Source organism: Streptomyces sp. NPDC059003 (assembly GCF_042740445.1).
GTDB lineage: Bacteria > Actinomycetota > Actinomycetes > Streptomycetales > Streptomycetaceae > Streptomyces.
Window position 1 is genome coordinate 32,044 of sequence record NZ_JBHYJH010000062.1, and the last position, 18,036, is coordinate 50,079.

The following is an 18,036-nucleotide window of genomic DNA, read 5'->3' on the forward strand; positions in this document are numbered from 1 at the left end:
AGTTCGGTGAGCAGCATCAGCAAGGGGCTCGGGAAGGTCGAGGTCGGCCTGAGATGGGACCCGAGCCCCGTCGGCACGCCGCACCACGACCTGGACATCGTCGCCGCGACGTACACCTCCGACGACCCCCACGGCAGCCCGGCCTACCTCGTGCACTTCGACAGCCGCTCCCCGGACGGCACGATCACGCTCAGCAGGGACAGCAGGACCGGCCAGGGTTTCGGCTACGACGAGGTCATGGTCCTGGAGCTGGAGCGGCTTGCCGAGAGGTACGTGCGCGTGGTGGTCGGCGTGGCCATCCAGCAGCCTCCGGAGGGCAGGGTCTTCGGGGACATAGTGAATGCCTCGGTCCGGATCCGCGAGGGGTACACGGACCTCACGGAGCACGACTTCACGGAAGTGGCTGGCTGCACGGCCTCCGTGGTCGCCGAGTTCGCCCGGGACCAGCCCGGCGGCCCCTGGTCGTTCCGGGAGCTGCTCCACGGCTTCGACACGGACCTGGCGTCCTTCACCTCCGCCATGGGTGGCGTCCGCTGAGAAGCTGAGAACGCGCGGCGTCCGCTGAGAACGCGATGAGGGGCGGCGGGCCGTCCAGGCCCGCCGCCCCTCACCTCACGGCGTCAAGCGATCAGCTGCAACCGCTGGTGGAGCCGCAGCCCTCGCAGATGTAGCACGAGCCGGCGCGCTGCATCTTCGTACCGCAGGAGAAGCACAGCGGCGCGTCCGCCTGGATGCCCAGCTGCATCTCGACGAGCTCGGCGCTGGTGTGCGCCTGCTGCGGGGCGGGTGCCTCGACCGGCGCCTTGGGGGTGGCGACCGCCTTCAGGGTCTCCGTCTGGCGCGGAGCGGACTGGGCCAGGCCCTCGACGTCGACGTCCTCGTCGGCCGGCTCGTACGAACCGGTCTCCAGGTGACGCTGGCGCTCCTCGGCGGAGTGGATGCCGAGCGCGGAGCGGGTCTCGAAGGGCAGGAAGTCCAGGGCCAGGCGGCGGAAGATGTAGTCGACGATCGACTGCGCCATCCGCACGTCCGGGTCATCGGTCATGCCGGCCGGCTCGAAGCGCATGTTCGTGAACTTCGAGACGTACGTCTCCAGGGGCACGCCGTACTGCAGGCCGACGGAGACGGCGATGGAGAAGGCGTCCATCATGCCCGCGAGGGTGGAGCCCTGCTTGGACATCTTCAGGAAGACCTCGCCGAGGCCGTCGTCCGGGTAGGAGTTGGCCGTCATGTAGCCCTCGGCGCCGCCCACCGTGAAGGAGGTGGTGATGCCGGGGCGACCCTTGGGCAGACGCTTGCGGACCGGGCGGTACTCGACGACCTTCTCGACGGCCTCGCGGATCGTCGCCTCGGCCTTCTCGGTCACCTCGGCCTTCTCGTCCTCCTTCTTCTTGGCGGAGAGCGGCTGGCCGACCTTGCAGTTGTCGCGGTAGATCGCGAGCGCCTTGACGCCCATCTTCCAGGCCTCGAAGTAGACCTCTTCGACGTCCTCGACGGTCGCGGTCTCCGGCAGGTTGACCGTCTTGGAGAGCGCGCCGGAGATCCAGGGCTGGATGGCGGCCATCATGCGGACGTGGCCCATCGCGGAGATGGAGCGCTCGCCCATGGCGCAGTCGAAGACCTCGTAGTGCTCGGTCTTCAGACCCGGGGCGTCGATCACATTGCCGTTCTCGGCGATGTGGGCGACGATCGCCTCGATCTGCTCCTCCTGGTAGCCCAGGCGACGCAGGGCCTGCGGCACGGTGCCGTTGACGATCTGCATCGAGCCGCCGCCGACGAGCTTCTTGAACTTGACCAGGGCCAGGTCCGGCTCCAGGCCGGTGGTGTCGCAGGACATCGCGAGACCGATGGTGCCGGTCGGCGCGATGACCGACGCCTGCGAGTTACGGAAACCGTTCTTCTCGCCGAGCCGGATCACGTCCTGCCAGGCCTCCGTGGCGGCGGCCCAGATCGGGGTGTCCAGGTCGTCCATGCGGACGGCCACGGCGTTGGCGTCGGCGTGCTGCTTCATGACGCGCTGGTGCGGCTCGGCGTTGCGGGCGTAGCCGTCGTAGGCGCCGACGACCGCGGCGAGCTCGGCGGAGCGCTTGTACGAGGTGCCGGTCATCAGCGACGTGATGGCGCCGGCGAGGGCGCGGCCGCCGTCGGAGTCGTAGGCGTGGCCGGTGGCCATCAGGAGGGCGCCGAGGTTGGCGTAGCCGATGCCGAGCTGGCGGAAGGCGCGGGTGTTCTCGCCGATCTTCTGGGTCGGGAAGTCCGCGAAGCAGATGGAGATGTCCATCGCGGTGATGACCAGCTCGACGACCTTGGCGAAGCGCTCGGCCTCGAAGGACTGGTTGCCTTTGCCGTCGTCCTTGAGGAACTTCATCAGGTTCAGCGAGGCGAGGTTGCAGGACGTGTTGTCCAGGTGCATGTACTCGCTGCACGGGTTCGACGCGGTGATCCGGCCGGACTCGGGGCAGGTGTGCCAGCGGTTGATGGTGTCGTCGTACTGGATGCCGGGGTCGGCGCAGGCCCAGGCGGCCTCGGCCATCTTGCGGAACAGCGCCTTGGCGTCGACCTCCTCGATGACCTCACCGGTCATGCGGGCACGCAGGCCGAACTTGCCGCCGGTCTCGACCGCCCGCATGAACTCGCCGTTCACGCGGACCGAGTTGTTGGCGTTCTGGTACTGGACGGACGTGATGTCGTCGCCGCCCAGGTCCATGTCGAAGCCCGCGTCACGCAGGGCGCGGATCTTCTCCTCTTCCTTGACCTTGGTCTCGATGAAGTCCTCGATGTCCGGGTGGTCCACATCGAGGACGACCATCTTCGCCGCGCGGCGCGTGGCACCGCCCGACTTGATCGTTCCTGCGGAGGCGTCGGCGCCCCGCATGAAGGAGACCGGGCCCGAGGCGTTGCCTCCGGAGGAGAGGAGTTCCTTCGAGGAACGGATGCGGGAGAGGTTCAGGCCGGCACCGGAGCCGCCCTTGAAGATCATGCCCTCTTCCTTGTACCAGTCGAGGATCGACTCCATGGAGTCGTCGACGGCCAGGATGAAGCAGGCGGAGACCTGCTGCGGCTGGGGCGTGCCGACGTTGAACCACACCGGCGAGTTGAAGCTGAAGATCTGGTGCAGGAGGGCGTACGCCAGCTCGTGCTCGAAGATCTCGGCGTCCGCGGGCGAGGCGAAGTACTTGTAGTCCTCGCCGGCCTTCCGGTACGTCTTCACGATGCGGTCGATGAGCTGCTTCAGGCTCACCTCGCGCTGCGGGGTGCCGACCGCGCCTCGGAAGTACTTGCTCGTGACGATGTTGACCGCGTTCACCGACCAGAAGTCGGGGAACTCCACGCCGCGCTGCTCGAAGTTGACCGAGCCGTCGCGCCAGTTGGTCATGACGACGTCGCGGCGCTCCCAGGTCACCTCGTCGTACGGATGCACGCCGGGGGTCGTGTGGATGCGTTCGATACGCAGGCCCTTGGCGCCCTTGGATCCCTTGGCGCGGGAACCTCGTGCCGGGCCGCTCGTCGTCTCGGTCATGCCGCCTCCCTGTATCAGGCTAAAACGCCCTGAAGTGCCACGTTCTTCCCGCAGCACGGTGTGTGTCTTGTGTTGCGGGCACCCCTACAGGGGCCGTCCCACAACAGGTCTGGTTCGCCGCCGAACCGTCGGTGGGACGGTCAGTCGGCGGCGGTGGCAGGCTGCGGGACTTCGACAGTCCCACCGGGCCCGCGGCCGGTCGCGGCACGCTCCGTAACGGAGCTGTCCGGCGCGTCGTCGCGCCGTTGGTCCCGCTGGCCCCGCAGCTCTTCGATCGCGGCCTCGAAGTCCTCCAGCGAGTCGAACGCCCGGTACACGGACGCGAAGCGCAGATAGGCGACGAGGTCGAGCTCCTGCAGCGGGCCGAGTATGGCAAGCCCCACGTCGTGGGTGGTCAGCTCGGCGCTTCCGGTGGCTCGCACCGCCTCTTCGACCCGCTGGCCGAGCTGGGCCAGCGCGTCCTCCGTCACCGGCCGGCCTTGGCACGCCTTACGGACGCCGTTGATGACCTTCGTCCTGCTGAAGGGCTCGGTCACGCCACTGCGCTTGACCACCATCAGCGAGCACGTCTCCACCGTCGTGAAACGGCGGGAGCAGTCCGGGCACTGACGGCGCCTGCGGATCGACGTGCCGTCATCGGTGGTGCGGCTGTCGACTACGCGGCTGTCGGGGTGCCTGCAGAAGGGGCAGTGCATGGAACTCCCAACCCTCCTTCACGGCACGACTCAAAGGCCTCAGCGGGCCCTTGAGGCCCTCGAAGCAGCCCCAAGCATAGGCGATGCCCGCGGCCCCGAAAGACCAGGGACCACAACTTCTGGGCTGCGGTTGCAATCCAACCACTAGATCTGGGGTTTGCCGTAAATTTCGACGCCTCGCGTGTCGCGCCGGTACGCCGCGCGCGCACGGGGCCCGGCGCCCCTGGCGCACGGCGCCCGCACCCTTCGCGCGCCGCGTCGCCCGAGCCCTCGCGCGGACGACGAGCATCCTCGCGCGGGCAGCGTGCGCCTACGCGGACACCACCGCGGTGGGGCCGGTGCGGGGTTGACGGGGCTTGGAGTGGCACTATGAGAGCCTCACCCGGCAGGGTTACGACCCCGGCGGTGAAGCGTACCGTAATGAACCGAATTGCCTTTCGGTCCGCGCGTTAGCCATACACCCAGACACATGATCACGTCAGGCAATCTGCGATTTTTCACTCGAACGTGTGTTTGGCGCAACCTTTCGAAAGCAACTACCGTTGGCTAACTAGGGAGAACATTTCGAGAGGGGCCGACCGACGTGACCACCACCGCAGACAGCGCCACCATCACTGCCCAGGACCGCTCCCAGAGCCGATTCGAGCCGGTGCATGCCATGAATGACGCAGCCACGAACCAGGAGGGGCTCAAGCCCACGCGCTCCCTGCCGGGCCGACCTCCAGGAATCCGCGCCGACAGCTCCGGGCTCACCGATCGCCAGCGCCGAGTGATCGAAGTCATCAGGGACTCGGTGCAGCGGCGTGGCTACCCGCCGTCGATGCGGGAGATCGGACAGGCGGTCGGCCTCTCCAGCACGTCGTCGGTGGCCCACCAGCTCATGGCCCTCGAGCGCAAGGGCTTCCTGCGTCGCGACCCCCACCGCCCGCGCGCGTACGAGGTGCGCGGCTCGGACCAGCCGAGCACCCAGGCCACGGACACCACCGGCAAGCCCGCCGCTTCGTACGTCCCGCTCGTCGGCCGTATCGCGGCAGGCGGCCCGATCCTCGCCGAGGAGTCGGTCGAGGACGTGTTCCCCCTCCCCCGGCAGCTCGTCGGCGACGGTGAGCTGTTCGTCCTGAAGGTCGTCGGCGACTCCATGATCGAAGCGGCGATCTGCGACGGCGACTGGGTCACGGTCCGCCGCCAGCCCGTCGCGGAGAACGGCGACATCGTCGCCGCCATGCTCGACGGAGAGGCCACGGTCAAGCGCTTCAAGCGCGAGGACGGTCACGTCTGGCTGCTGCCGCACAACGCCGCGTACCAGCCGATCCCCGGGGACGAGGCGACCATCCTCGGCAAGGTGGTAGCCGTACTGCGGCGCGTGTGAGCCTGCGCCCCTGACCGGGCCCCGGGACCCACTGCGCCGGTTCCGGGGCCCTGCCCTGTTCACGTGGGTGCCGCCCGATCACGTGCGTACCGAGTGATGGATACGTACGCACATGCGCACGCCTGCTGAGGTCGGCCGCGTGCCGCCTGAGCGCCGCGGCCAGCCCCTCTCCCTCCCGCCGCCGTTACTCGCCCTTCTGCTGCGCCGCCGCATCGATCGCGGCCAGCGAGCGGCGCACCTGGTTGCGGTCCGTCGTGTACCAGAAGTCCGGCAGAGACGCCCGCAGATAGCTGCCGTACCGCGCGGTGGCCAGGCGCGGGTCGAGGATGGCCACCACACCGCGGTCGCCCGACGCGCGCACGAGACGGCCCGCGCCCTGCGCCATCAGGAGCGCCGCGTGCGTCGCCGCGACCGCCATGAAGCCGTTGCCGCCCGCGTCGTCCACGGCCTTCTGGCGGGCGCTCATCAGCGGGTCGTCGGGGCGCGGGAACGGAATCTTGTCCATGATCACCAGCTGGCAGCTGGCGCCCGGCACATCGACGCCCTGCCACAGCGACAGCGTGCCGAACAGACAGGTCTTCGGGTCGGCCGCGAAACCCTTGATCAACTCGCCCAGGGTCTCCTCGCCCTGCAGCAGGATCGGCATGTCCAGCCGGCCCCGCAGCTCCTCGGCCGCGGACTGCGCCGCCCGCATCGAGGAGAAGAGGCCGAGCGTGCGCCCGCCCGCCGCCTCGATCAGCTCGGCGAGCTCGTCCAGCATGTCGCCGCGCGTACCCTCGCGCGCCGGGCGGGCCAGGTGCTGCGCGACGTACAAGATCCCCTGCTTGCGGTAGTCGAAGGGGGAACCGACGTCGATCCCCTTCCAGGCCGGGGTGTCCTCGGACTTGGTGCCCTCCGGGGCGAGGCCGAGCGAGGCCCCCACGCCGTTGAAATCGCCGCCCAGCTTGAGCGTGGCGGACGTGAGGATCACGGAGCGGTCCGTGAAGAGCTTCTCGCGCAGCAGCCCCGAGACGGACATGGGAGCCACCCGAAGGGAGGCGCCGAAGCGGTCGTGGCGCTCGTACCAGACGACGTCGTACTCGGAGCCGTTCGTGATGCGCTCCGCCACGTCGTGGATGGTCTCCACGGACGCCAGGGCCTGCTTGCGGACCGCGTCCTCGTCCTGGACCGACTTGTCGCGCGTGGAACCGAGCGCCGAGATGACCGTGCGGGCTGCGTCACGGAGGGCCATCAGCGCGTAGCCGAGGTCCTCGGGGATCTCCTCCAGGCGGCCGGGCAGGGCCAGCTCCATCAGCCGCTCGAAGCCCTCAGCGGCGGTCTGGAGCTGATCCGCCGCCTTCTCGTTGACCAGCTTCGCCGCGCGGCGCACCGCGCGGTTGACCTGGCCCGGAGTGAGCTCCCCCGTGGCGACGCCGGTGACGCGGGAGACCAGCTCGTGGGCCTCGTCCACGATCAGCACCTCGTGCTGCGGGAGCACCGGCGCGCCTTCGATGGCGTCGATCGCGAGCAGTGCGTGGTTGGTGACCACGACCTCGGAGAGCTTGGCGCGCTCGCGGGCCGCCTCGGCGAAGCACTCCTGGCCGTACGCGCACCTGGTGGCGCCCAGGCACTCCCTGGAGGAGACGGACACCTGGGCCCAGGCGCGGTCGGAGACCCCGGGGGTGAGGTCGTCGCGGTCACCGGTCTCCGTCTCGTCCGCCCAGTCCCGCAGGCGCAGCAGGTCCCGGCCGAGCTTGCTGGTCGGCGCGGCCGCCTCGAACTGGTCGAAGAGGCCCTCTTCCTCGTCCTGCGGCACGCCTTCGTGGAGGCGGTGCAGACACAGATAGTTCGACCGGCCCTTGAGCATGGCGAACTCGGGGCGGCGGCGCAGCAGCGGGTGCAGCGAGTCCACCGTGCGCGGCAGGTCTCGCTCCACCAGCTGCCGCTGGAGCGCGAGGGTGGCCGTCGCCACGACGACACGCTCCCCGTGCGCCAGCGCGGGCACCAGATAGCCGAGGGATTTACCCGTGCCGGTGCCGGCCTGGACCAGCAGGTGGGAACCGTCGTCGATCGCCTCGGCGACGGTCTCGGCCATGGTCACCTGGCCAGGGCGCTCCGTGCCGCCGACGGCGGTGACGGCGGCGTGCAGGAGCTCGGGAAGAGAGGGCTTCGTCATAGCCCGACCACCCTACGGTGCCCCACTGACAACGCCGCGATCAATGCTCGTGGAGGGGGTTGGGCACGGTCCCGTGGACGGCGGCGTGCGGGCGCTCCGCGCGGTCGCGGTAGCCGTCGAGGTGGAGCCTGTTGCGGTTGAGACACAGCCGGTCGATACGCGGTGTGAGCAGGTCGAACATCTCGTACCGCTCCGTGAGCTCCGGGGCCCGGGCCTGGTGGCGCAGGATCTCGGCACGCACCAGGGACCAGAATGCGGACTCGGGGACGCCGAGCTGCTCCTCGCACAGAGGCGCCAGGTAGCGGAAGACTCCGACGAAGAGCCCCGCGTGGATGAACTGCGTGAGGAAGGCCGGCGGCTCGGTGAGCAGGATGTCGCGTACCTCGTCGGGCATGGAGCCGTGCTCCGGCACGGGCTCGGCGCTGACGTTGACGTCGTCGACGAAGTCCTTCATCGCGAGCCGCGTCGGCACGTCCTTGTCGTCGAAGACGACGATGGCGTTCTCCCCGTGGGGCGAGAAGACGGTGCCGTACCGGTAGAGGAACTGCAGGAGGGGCGGCAGCAGCGCCGCGAACAAATGGCTCAGCCATGTGGTGGGTGTGAGGCCTGAGCGCCCGACGAGCTCCGCGACGAAAGCACGCCCCTCCGGGTCGGTGTGCAGGAGGCACGCGAGCGTGCGGGCGCGCTCCCCGGGGGCGAGATAGCGGGTGATCGGCTCGCGCCAGATGGAGCCGAGCAACTCCTTGTACTGGTAGGGCACTTCCGGCAAGGAGTCGTACACGGGGTGCTCGACGGCCACGGATGCGACCTCTCCTAGGAGGATCACCCGACACTCGTCGCGCAGGAAGGGGTCCCCGTCGCGCAGAGCGTGCACCCAGGAGGTGACGGCCGGGGCCGTGAGCGTGCGCTCGGTGGGCAGGCCGCGCCACACCAGGGTGTTCAGGACCGACAGCGGCAGCTTGACGGTGTGCCGGTCCGGACGCGTGGTGTTCAGGAACGTACGGATGGACTGCTGGGGCAGGCGCAAGTCACCGTCGGAGGGCAACGGAACGATCTTTCCGGCGGCCACGGAGGGGGCGAACAGCGGCAGCACGACGTCGTCCCACTGCCAGGGGTGCACGGGCAGATACAGGTACTCCTGCGGATCGACGCCCCGCGCGCGGAGTACGGCGGCATAGGACTCCCGGACGGCGGGGGCGAGTTCGCGGGCGTACAGCCGGTCGGCACTGTCCAGACCGGTCACGCCGCGGTAGGTGGCCAGGCTCGTGTGGACGGCGATCCAGGGGATGGCCGTGCTGGTGCGGGCCTCGGGCGCCCAGCACTGCGCGTCGCTCGCGGAGAAGCCGATGCGGCCTTTGTTGAGGACGAGCCAGGGGTGGCCCGTCTGGTGTCCTTCGAGTTCCGCGTACCCGAGGTCGGCGAGCTCGGCGGTGGTGAGGGCACCGTGGTCCAGGCGCGTGTCGGCGCTGAGAGTGACGGTCAGCTCGCGGATGAGGTGCCCGAGCGTGGCGCCGTCGAGGCCCAGGGTGCGGCGCGCGGCCGCCAGGAACCACAGGGGGTCGGTCAGCGGCCGTGCGGCGCTGGCGCCTTCGGCGAGGGTGAGGCTGGCCGGGTCCACGCGCCAGCCGTCGTACGCGCCACGGCGTGCGCGGAAGGTGAGGCAGGGGCGGGGCCCGTCGCCCTCGGCAGGGGCGTCGAGGAGGAGGCGATAGTCGGCCGCGCCGCCGTCCTCCTGCCCTGTCCGCTCCTCCGGGACGGGCTGGATGATCTCTTCGTACGCGAACTCGCCGACGATCTTGGCGAGTAGCCGTCGACCTGCCTGCTCCCAGCGCTCCCCGGTCAGCTCGGGCGGGTTGCAGAGCGCGGCCGGGCCGTGCGGGCTCAGCTGGTCGTGGAATGCCTTGGCGTCGCGATGTTTCTCCACGTCGTTGCGGGGCTGCGGTGTGTTCCGCGTCGGCGGTGCGGCCAGTGTCGGCGCTTGGCTGCGTGGCTGTGTGTCGTGGCGAGGCGGGGTGTCGTGGCGAGGCTGGGTGTCGTGATGGTTCTGCGGGTTGTGGCGGCTCTGCGGGTCGTGGTGATGCTGCGGATCTGCGGGATTCGGCACGGGGACTCCTCGGGGAGGGAACCGGATCGGGTCGAGCGGTGTAACAGAGATGAGTGGCCAGTGAGTGGTCGGGCGAGCAGGTCAGAGGAGGGCGCGCAGGGCCCGGTCGTGGACCATGAGCGCCGCTCGTTTGTCGGGGAGGTCCACCTCAGCGGCGAAGCGGAAGCCCGCGCTGAGAAATGCGGAGACGGAGGGGGTGTTGCGCAGGTCTGGTTCAGCTACGACGCGTGCGCAGGTGGGGCGGTGGTCGAGTACCAGATCGGCGACGGCTCTCAGCAAGGTGGTGCCGAGTCCTCGGCCGCGGTCGGCGACACCGCCGATGAGGAGGTGAAGTCCGGTGTCGTGCGGGCGCGCCGGGTAATGGCGGGCCAGTGGGTCGAGGTCGGCGCGGTAGATCTCCCAGTAGCTCATGGGCATGCCGTCGAGGACGCCGAGGCAGGGGACGCTGCGGCCGTCTCCGTCGAGTTGAGGGCGCAGGTGGGCCTCGGTCACGGATGGGGGCCCCGCCAGCTCCCAGAACGCGGCCACGGCGGGGTCGTTCATCCACCGGCTGATGAGCTGCAGGTCGCGTTCGAGGCGGACGGGGACGAGCCGGAACACGCCCGCCTCGGTCACGGCCGGGTCCCAGGCGGCCACGTGGTCGAGCAGGTCCCCCCGCGCCACGTCCGTCGTGCCGTCCGCCGCCGTGCCCGCGCCGTCGCTTCCGCCGACGGCCGCCGCGGGATCCGGGTGCCCGCCGCTCTCGGCGATCAGCGCGATGAGCTCGTCGGGAAGTCGCAGGTCCAGGGTGTCTTCACAGTCCGTGGCACCTGCGATGGTGGGCTCGGTTCCGGCGGCGGTGCTCGCGTCGGTGCTTGCGTCGGTGGGAGGCACGGCGTCGTTCCTCTCGGCAGGGGACGGGTTCAGCAGGGGTGGGGCATGGGCCTCGGAAAGGGGGTCAGGGACAGAGGGTCAGGGACAGAGGGTCAGGGACAGGGGAATCGGCGGGAGTTCAGGCGCGGAGGGGGTTGGCGATGGTGACGTAGACGGACTGGGTGTCGACCGGACCGACGAGTTCGTCGAGGCCGTGCAGGCGGGTCAGCAGGTTGGCCTTGCAGCGCAGCACCGGTGAGTCGAGCAGCCGGGAGGGCAGGGGCGTGCGCAGTCGGCCGGGCCCCGACGCGACATCGGCGAGGAATCGGCGGAACGCGGCCAGCAACAGCCTTTCGTCGGCGAGGCGTTGGGCGCCGAAGGCTCCGATGAGGCCGAGGACGTTGTTGATGCCGAGGTAGTAGGCGAAGCGCTCGTCGGTCACCGGGTCGGAGACGAAGGTGTCGCTGTGCTGCCCGATGCCGGGGAGTCTCTTGTCGAGTTCGGCGCGGCGGGACTCGCGGAAGTAGTAGCCCTGGTTGTCGCGGTAGCGGCCGCCCTTCGGCCAGCCGTCGGGGTCGAGCAGCAGCACGGTGTTCTGCTGGTGCGCTTCCAGGGCGACGCCTGCCTCGCTGTCGAGCCAGAGCACGGGGCGTACGACGCTTTCGAGGTACCGCAGGAACCACTCCGCGGCGACGGCTCCGCGAGGGCGGCCCGTGCGGCCGGCGAGGCGGGTGATGATCCCGGCGAGCCGTGAGCGCATCGGCGGACGGTCCTGCCCGACGGGCTGGGCAGCCGGCCTGGGCGAGATCAGACCGGCGATGCAGGTGGCGTCGTCGGCGGGGCTGAACGGGTTGTGCCGGATCATGACGTCGAGCCCGGTGACGGGAGCGCCGTCGGCTCCGGTGACGGCGAGCCAGGCCGGGTCCCGGATCACGTCGAACCCGGGGTGGGCGGCCTGCCACTGCTCGGCGAGGCCGCTGCGCAGCAGCCGGTGGACCTCGACGCCGCGGTGGAGTTCCTTGTGGAGGTTCTCTCGACGGGAGTTGGTGATGCGCAGGCCGAGCGACAGCTTCAGCATGGCTGGGGCGCCGGAGCGGTAGAGGGTGCGCACGGAGGAGGTGGGGCACCAGGGTGCGCCGTGAGGACCGAGGTCCTTGAGCAGCCCGGCGTCCAGGAGGGCAGCGGCCTCGGGGCGGTGCCGGAGCTCGCGCATCTGCCATGGATGCACGGGCAGCAGGGCGTGGCCGTCCGGCGTCGCCAGGTCGGGTCCTGCCAGGCGCGAGGTGAGCTGCTCGGCCGAGACGGGGCGGCCGCGCTCGGTCCAGGCCGAGTCGGTGGCCAGGGCGGAGGCGTCGACGGCGAGCCAGTGCAGGGGGAAGGCGCCGCGCAGTTCCGGTGAGTAGAGGCGCGACTCGGTGTCGGAGAGCCCTTCTCGGCTCTTGGGCGTCGGGTGCAGGGGGTGGCCCAGGAGCAGGGACTGTTCGGCGGCCAGGAAGAGGTCGGGGACGTCTTCCGGGTTGTTCCTGCGGTCGGTGATGAAGTCGGCGGTGCGGCGTACGGAGTCGGCGACGCGGGCGACGAGGTCGGCGCCGTCGGTGGGGTCCTGGGGGGCGGCTGACTCCTCAGGTGGCGCTTCTTCGGGGGTGGTTTCCCTGGAGTGCGTGTCGGAGAGAGTCGCGTCGGTGAGAGTCGTGTCCCTGGGGGGTGTGTCGCTGGAGGGTGTGTCGCTGGGGGCCGTGTCCTTGGGGGCCGTCGCTTCGGGTGCCGTTGCCGTCGGTGTGGTCGTGGGTGTGGTCGACGGGACCGGCTCGGTCGCCTCCGGCTCGGGCGTGGCCGACTCCGGGGCATGTGGCGCGGCGGGCCGTGCGGCGGCCGGGGCGGGCGTCTCGGGCTCGTCAGGGGCATCGGCGGTGGCGTCGGCGGCGCGGGCAGCCGTCTCGTGCGGGTCGTCGGCGGTGGCGCGGGCCGGTCGGGGCGAGTCGGGTGCCGCGGCGCGGGCCGTCTCGCGGCTCAGGAGGGCAGCGATGGTGACGGCGTCCGTCGGAGGGGCGGTCCGTGGGCCGTCCTCCAGGTAGGGGAGGCCGAAGCGGTGCCAGCCGGTCGGGGACCAGTAGTCGACGGGGACAAGGAGGGCGGTGGCACTGGCGTCGAGGGGGATGCGGAGGGCGCCGTGGTCGGGTGGGGCGATGTCGTTCTCCCGTACCCAGCAGCGCAGCAGGTTCTCGACAGCGGCGACCTGCGCGGCGGTGTGCGGGTCAGGGTGGTCGAGGAGGTCGGCGCTGCTGGGGCGCGGACGCTCGCCTTCCTGGCTCCTGCCCTTCTGCCGGGGGACGGTGTCGGACTCCGCAGCCGGCGGGGACTGCGTGCCGCAGGCGCCTGACGGGTGTGGTTCGGGACGACCGTCGGATGCGGGGGTGGAGTTCAAGAGTGCTTCCTTGAGGGGTGTTCGGGCTCCGTAGGGCGACGGGCAGGGGCCGATGGCGGGCGGGACGAGTGCGGAGTGCGGTGTTGCGGTGCCGCCGGGACAGTGCGTGCCCGTGGAGGTCATCGGTCGAGGGACGTGGTGGACGGGATGGTGGACGGAAGGGGGCTATCGGTGGTGGGAGCGGGTGGCCGCGGTGAGGGCGTCGGCGAGGCGGTCGAGGACCGCGGTCGCCTGTTCGTCGGTGATCGTGAGCGGAGGAAGGAGCCGTACGACGCTGGAGTGCCGTCCGCCGAGTTCGACGATGAGTCCGCGGCGCAGGCACTCGCGCTGAACGGCGGCGGCGAGGTCGGGCGCAGGTGGGTGCGGGCGGGTGTCCGGCAGGTCGTGCGGGTGCTGGCGTGGGCTCTGGTGCGCGTCCGGGTGTGGGCCGGGCGCGGGGTCGCCGGAGCATCCGGCGACCCCGGAATGGGAGGCTCCGCTGGGCTCGGCGGAGCGGGTGGCGGGCACCGTGCGTGCCGGGGTGGTGGGGGTGTCGTACGCCGCGACGTCCGGGGCGGCATGGGGCGGCCAGTCCGACGCCGAAGCCGGGACCTGGGCCGAGTCCGACGCCGAGTCCGACGCAGACGCGGACGCCGACGCCAGGGATGCGTATCGAGAAGAATCAGCCCGATGCCCCAACTCATCACCCCTTGCCACCCTTTGCCCGCCCTCCGGGTCGACCAGTTCGATGCCGAGCATCAGGCCGCGGCCTCGGACCTCGCCCACGCAGGGGTGGGCGGAGGCCAGGGAGCGCAGCCCGGTGAGCATGCGGGTGCCGAGGGTGGCGGCACGGTCGGCGAGGCGGTTCTCGCGTACGTACGAGAGAGTGGCCGCGCCCGCGGCCATGGCGAGCTGGTTGCCGCGGAAGGTGCCGGCATGGGCGCCGGGCGGCCAGACGTCGAGGTCGTCGCGGTACACCACGACCGCGAGCGGGAGGCTGCCGCCGATGGCCTTGGACAGGACGAGGACGTCGGGCACGATGCCGCTGTGCTCGACGGCCCAGAAGGCACCGGTGCGCCCGACCCCGGTCTGCACCTCGTCCGCGATGAGCGGGATGCCCCGGGACGCGGTGATGTCGCGCATCCGGCACAGCCAGGCGTCGGGGGCGGGGAACACGCCGCCCTCCCCCTGCACCGGCTCGAGGATCATCCCGGCGGGCATGGGCACACCGGACTTCTCGTCGTCGAGGAGGGACTCGGTCCAGCGGGCCGAGAGTTCGGCTCCGCGCGTGCCGCCGACACCGAAGGGGCAGCGGTAGTCCTGCGGATAGGGCAGGCGCGCCACCCGTACATCCCGTGCGCCGCCGGATGCTTCGAGCGCCCCCGCGGTCATGCCGTGATACGCGCCCGTGAAGGCGAGCAGCCCTTGGCGCCCGGTGGCGGTGCGCACCAGCTTCAGCGCGGCCTCCACCGCGTCCGTGCCCGCGGGGCCGCAGAACTGGACGCGCGCGTGGTCGGCGAAGCTCGGCGGCAGCGTGCGGAAGAGCTCGGTGGTGAAGGCATCCTTGACCGGAGTGGCCAGGTCGAGGACGTGCAGCGGCGCTCCGGAGTCGAGGACCGCACGGATGGCTTCGAGCACGACGGGGTGGTTGTGCCCGAGCGCGAGGGTGCCGGCGCCGGACAGGCAGTCGAGGTAGCGCTGCCCGTCGGCGCCCTCGATCGTCATCCCGCGCGCGCGGACCGGCACGATCGGCAGGGCGCGCGCATAGGTGCGCGCGGCCGACTCGCGCGCCGACTGGCGGCGCAGGATCCCTTCGTGCGCCGCGGACACCACCGCGGGGGCAGGCTCGGTCACGGCCACGGCTGTCGGTCCTCCCGCTGGGACTTGGCAGGGCCCCGCCGCATCCGACCGGGCGCGACGGGCGAGTTGGCGCGGGGGCTGAACGCGAGCCGCGTGTCCCCCGTACGTACCAACGACGGCGAGAGCGGGGGATCACGGGTCGGCCGAAGATCCTTGCCGTGACGGAACCGTTGCCGTTCCGTGGGCCGTCCCCCACGGCACCGGCATAGTGTGGGGTGCCGTTCATCTGCACCAAGGTGGTCTGCACCAAGGTGTTCAGCACCCCTGAGCACCGACAGCTGCGGCGCCGTACGAGAGGCGCACGACAGCGCGATGTCCGGCACTTTGGAACGATTCGAGGCCCAGGGGGATTCTCACCATGCGACCCATACGCCCGCTTTTCACCGCTCGTCGACGGCGGAGCGCGCGCGGCAGAACCTCCCCCGTGGCGGCCGCTGTCGCGCTCGGCGCGGCGCTCGTTCTCACCGCGACGGCCTGTGGCCCCGGCGACGACAGCAAGGACGACTCGTCCGCCGGACAGCCGGGCGGCGACAACGACGGCAAGTTCAAGCTTCCGGGCGACATCGAGGACCGGCTCAAGGAGCACGGCATCGACATCGACAAGTGGAAGGACGGCGCCTGGCGGAACTGGGACAAGGACGACTGGCTGCGCGAGGCGGGCGACTTCGTCAACCCGATCATCGAGGGCCTGTGGGACCCGGACCGCATGCGGGACGCGGACAAGAACCCGGACCGCGGTGTCGACGACAACGACATCTCCGGTGACCAGGGCGTGACGGACCCGACTCCGGAGCCCGTCGAGGCCGCGGCCGTGAAGACGCCGTACCACGGCCAGGTTCCGGCGGCGGGCAAGCTCTTCTTCGACGGCCCCGAGGGCTCGATGGTCTGCTCGGCGACGGTCGTCAAGGACCCGAAGAACCCGGGCAAGTCCAACATGGTGTGGACCGCGGGCCACTGCGTGCACGCGGGCGCCAAGGGCGGCTGGTACCGGAACATCGCCTTCGTGCCGTCGTACAACGACAGCGGCAAGCCCACCGCGGAGCTGGAGGGCGCGCCGAAGGAGCAGGTCGCTCCGTACGGCGTCTGGTGGGGCGACTGGGCCCAGACCTCGGACCAGTGGATCGAGCAGGGCGGCCCGACCGGCGGCAAGGGCGCTCCGTACGACTTCGCGGTGATCCATGTGACGCCGGAGAAGGGCAGCAAGGCCAAGTCCCTCGAGGAGACGGTCGGCGCGGCGCTCCCGGTGGACTTCAACGCCCCCGCCGTGCCGGAGATCAAGGACATGACGGCGACCGGCTACCCGGCGGCGGCGCCGTTCGACGGCCAGAAGCAGTTCCAGTGCGCGGACAAGCCGGGCCGGCTCTCGCTCAGCAAGCCCGACCCGACGATGTACCGCATCGGCTGCACCATGACCGGTGGTTCGTCCGGTGGCGGCTGGGTCGCCGCGGGCCAGGACGGCAAGCCGGCGCTGGTGTCCAACACTTCGATCGGCCCGGTGACGGCTGGGTGGCTCGCGGGCCCGCGCCTGGGTGACGAGGCCAAGGGCATCTACGACGCGGTGAGCAAGAAGTTCGCGGGTCGATAGCTCGCGACGGGTTGTGTCCGCTCCGCGTGCGGGGCGGACACAACCGGTCACGCGTGCGCATGCCATAGGTGCACACGCGAAGGCGAGGTCGTCGAAACCTTCACGACCCCGCCCCTGTTCGTCCTCAACTCCACAGGCATAGTGGGATGTCACGTCGGCCGGGGTGGCGGACGCCACGCCCGCACCTGACACGCACATGGCAAATACACGTTCCTACGGGGGTTACAGCTCCATGCGTTCCATTCGTGCGCCCTTCGGGCGCGGCAGCGGCCGTCGCGCCGCGCTCGCCGCCACCGGACTCGCGGCGGCCCTGGCGCTCACCGCCACGGCCTGCGGGCCGAGCGACGACAACGCGAGCGACAAGCCGGACGCCACCACGTCACAGGGCGCGGACAAGGGCTCCGACTCGGGTTCCGGCCTGCCGGGCGATCTCGCCGACCGGCTCAAGGAGCACGGCATCGACCCGGACAAGTGGAAGAACGGCGCCTGGAAGAACTGGAACAAGGACGACTGGCTCCGCGAGGCCAAGGACTTCGTCAACCCGGTCATCGACGGCCTCTGGAAGCCCGAGCGCATGCGCAAGGCCAAGGACCCGAACAAGACGATCGCGGCGAAGGACGCGGCCGCCGACCAGGGCGCGACCGACCCCGAGCCGAGCCCGGTCCGGGCCAAGCCGGAGAAGACCCCGTACCACGAGAACGCGGCCCCGGTCGGGAAGATCTTCTTCGACTCCCCCGAGGGCTCGATGGTCTGCTCCGGCACGGTGGTGAAGGACCCGCGCAACCCCGGCAAGTCGAACCTCGTGTGGACCGCGGGTCACTGCGTGCACGCCGGCTCCAAGGGCGGCTGGTACCGGAACATCACCTTCGTGCCCTCGTACAACGACCTGGGCAAGTCCGAGGCCGAGCTGAGCAACGCGGCGCCGCAGGAGATCGCTCCGTACGGCCAGTGGTGGGCGGACTGGGTGTCGACGTCCGGCGAGTGGATCGACCAGGGCGCCGCGTCGGGCGGCGCCGGGGCTCCGTACGACTACGCCGTGATGCACGTGAAGCCCCAGCAGGGCAGCAAGTCCCTGGAGGAGACCGTCGGCAACGCGCTGGATGTCGACTTCTCGACTCCGTCGGCGACGAGCGTGGGCTCCATGGGCGCCTGGGGCTACCCGGCCGCGCCCCCGTTCAACGGCCTCACCATGCACAAGTGCATTGACAAGCCCGGCCGTCTTTCGCTGGACCCGGCGCAGCCGACGATGTACCGCATCGGCTGCACCATGACCGGCGGCTCCTCCGGCGGCGGCTGGTTCCGGGTGGTGGACGGCAAGACCGAGCTGGTCTCCAACACCTCCATCGGCCCGGCCGAGAACACCTGGCTGGCCGGTCCGCAGCTGGGCAGCGGCGCGAAGCAGGTCTTCGACATGATGAGCGAGAAGTACGGGGCTCAGTGACCTGAGCTTCGGAGCCCACACGGCGGAGGCCCCGCCCCCTGAGCAGGGGTC

11 protein-coding genes are annotated in these 18,036 nt (G+C 70.7%); 4 read left to right on the forward strand and 7 right to left on the reverse strand.

Annotated elements, in window-relative coordinates; translation table 11 throughout:
* Nucleotides 1-6 precede the first annotated feature (6 nt).
* On the forward strand, nt 7-537 hold the full coding sequence (locus tag ACFWZ5_RS22155; protein WP_384795671.1) for a TerD family protein: 531 nt from the start codon (nt 7-9) through the stop codon (nt 535-537).
* Between the two features lie 91 nt (nt 538-628).
* Here ACFWZ5_RS22155 and ACFWZ5_RS22160 read toward each other — a convergent pair whose 3' ends face one another.
* Together ACFWZ5_RS22160 and nrdR are read right to left on the reverse strand one after the other, a co-directional pair.
* Nucleotides 629-3,520 (reverse strand): vitamin B12-dependent ribonucleotide reductase, encoded by a 2,892-nt coding sequence (locus tag ACFWZ5_RS22160; protein WP_384800791.1) that lies wholly within the window; start codon nt 3,518-3,520, stop codon nt 629-631.
* A 140-nt stretch (nt 3,521-3,660) separates the two neighbouring features.
* Nucleotides 3,661-4,215 carry a transcriptional regulator NrdR gene (nrdR, locus tag ACFWZ5_RS22165; RefSeq protein WP_384800794.1) on the reverse strand — a complete coding sequence of 185 codons (555 nt, stop codon included), beginning with the start codon at nt 4,213-4,215 and terminating at the stop codon, nt 3,661-3,663.
* A 583-nt stretch (nt 4,216-4,798) separates the two neighbouring features.
* Here nrdR and lexA point away from each other — a divergent pair.
* Nucleotides 4,799-5,584: a transcriptional repressor LexA gene (gene lexA, locus ACFWZ5_RS22170; protein WP_384800798.1), complete on the forward strand. Its 786-nt coding sequence runs from the start codon at nt 4,799-4,801 to the stop codon at nt 5,582-5,584.
* A gap of 184 nt (nt 5,585-5,768) precedes the next feature.
* Here the strand turns inward: lexA and ACFWZ5_RS22175 are convergent, their stop codons facing one another.
* The 5 genes from ACFWZ5_RS22175 to ACFWZ5_RS22195 all read right to left on the reverse strand — a co-directional run bounded on the left by ACFWZ5_RS22175 (nt 5,769) and on the right by ACFWZ5_RS22195 (nt 14,959).
* Nucleotides 5,769-7,739 carry an ATP-dependent DNA helicase gene (locus tag ACFWZ5_RS22175; RefSeq protein ID WP_384800801.1) on the reverse strand — a complete coding sequence of 657 codons (1,971 nt, stop codon included), beginning with the start codon at nt 7,737-7,739 and terminating at the stop codon, nt 5,769-5,771.
* A 40-nt stretch (nt 7,740-7,779) separates the two neighbouring features.
* The gene (locus ACFWZ5_RS22180) at nt 7,780-9,624 is read right to left on the reverse strand and encodes an IucA/IucC family protein (RefSeq protein ID WP_384800816.1); all 1,845 of its coding nucleotides are present in this window, start codon (nt 9,622-9,624) and stop codon (nt 7,780-7,782) included.
* A gap of 300 nt (nt 9,625-9,924) precedes the next feature.
* Nucleotides 9,925-10,716, reverse strand: coding sequence for a GNAT family N-acetyltransferase (locus ACFWZ5_RS22185; RefSeq protein ID WP_384800804.1), 792 nt, complete (start codon nt 10,714-10,716; stop codon nt 9,925-9,927).
* Nucleotides 10,717-10,834: 118 nt separating this feature from the next.
* Nucleotides 10,835-13,120 carry an IucA/IucC family protein gene (locus tag ACFWZ5_RS22190; protein ID WP_384800807.1) on the reverse strand — a complete coding sequence of 762 codons (2,286 nt, stop codon included), beginning with the start codon at nt 13,118-13,120 and terminating at the stop codon, nt 10,835-10,837.
* 165 nt (nt 13,121-13,285) lie between these two features.
* Entirely contained in the window at nt 13,286-14,959 is a 1,674-nt protein-coding gene (locus ACFWZ5_RS22195; RefSeq protein WP_384800810.1) for a diaminobutyrate--2-oxoglutarate transaminase family protein, read from the reverse strand.
* A gap of 358 nt (nt 14,960-15,317) precedes the next feature.
* Here ACFWZ5_RS22195 and ACFWZ5_RS22200 point away from each other — a divergent pair, with 358 nt between their 5' ends.
* Together ACFWZ5_RS22200 and ACFWZ5_RS22205 are read left to right on the forward strand one after the other, a co-directional pair.
* Nucleotides 15,318-16,544 carry a trypsin-like serine peptidase gene (locus tag ACFWZ5_RS22200; protein WP_384800813.1) on the forward strand — a complete coding sequence of 409 codons (1,227 nt, stop codon included), beginning with the start codon at nt 15,318-15,320 and terminating at the stop codon, nt 16,542-16,544.
* A gap of 232 nt (nt 16,545-16,776) precedes the next feature.
* A complete protein-coding gene (locus ACFWZ5_RS22205; RefSeq protein WP_384891214.1) occupies nt 16,777-17,985 on the forward strand; it encodes a trypsin-like serine peptidase in 1,209 nt (402 codons plus the stop codon).
* Nucleotides 17,986-18,036: the final 51 nt, after the last annotated feature.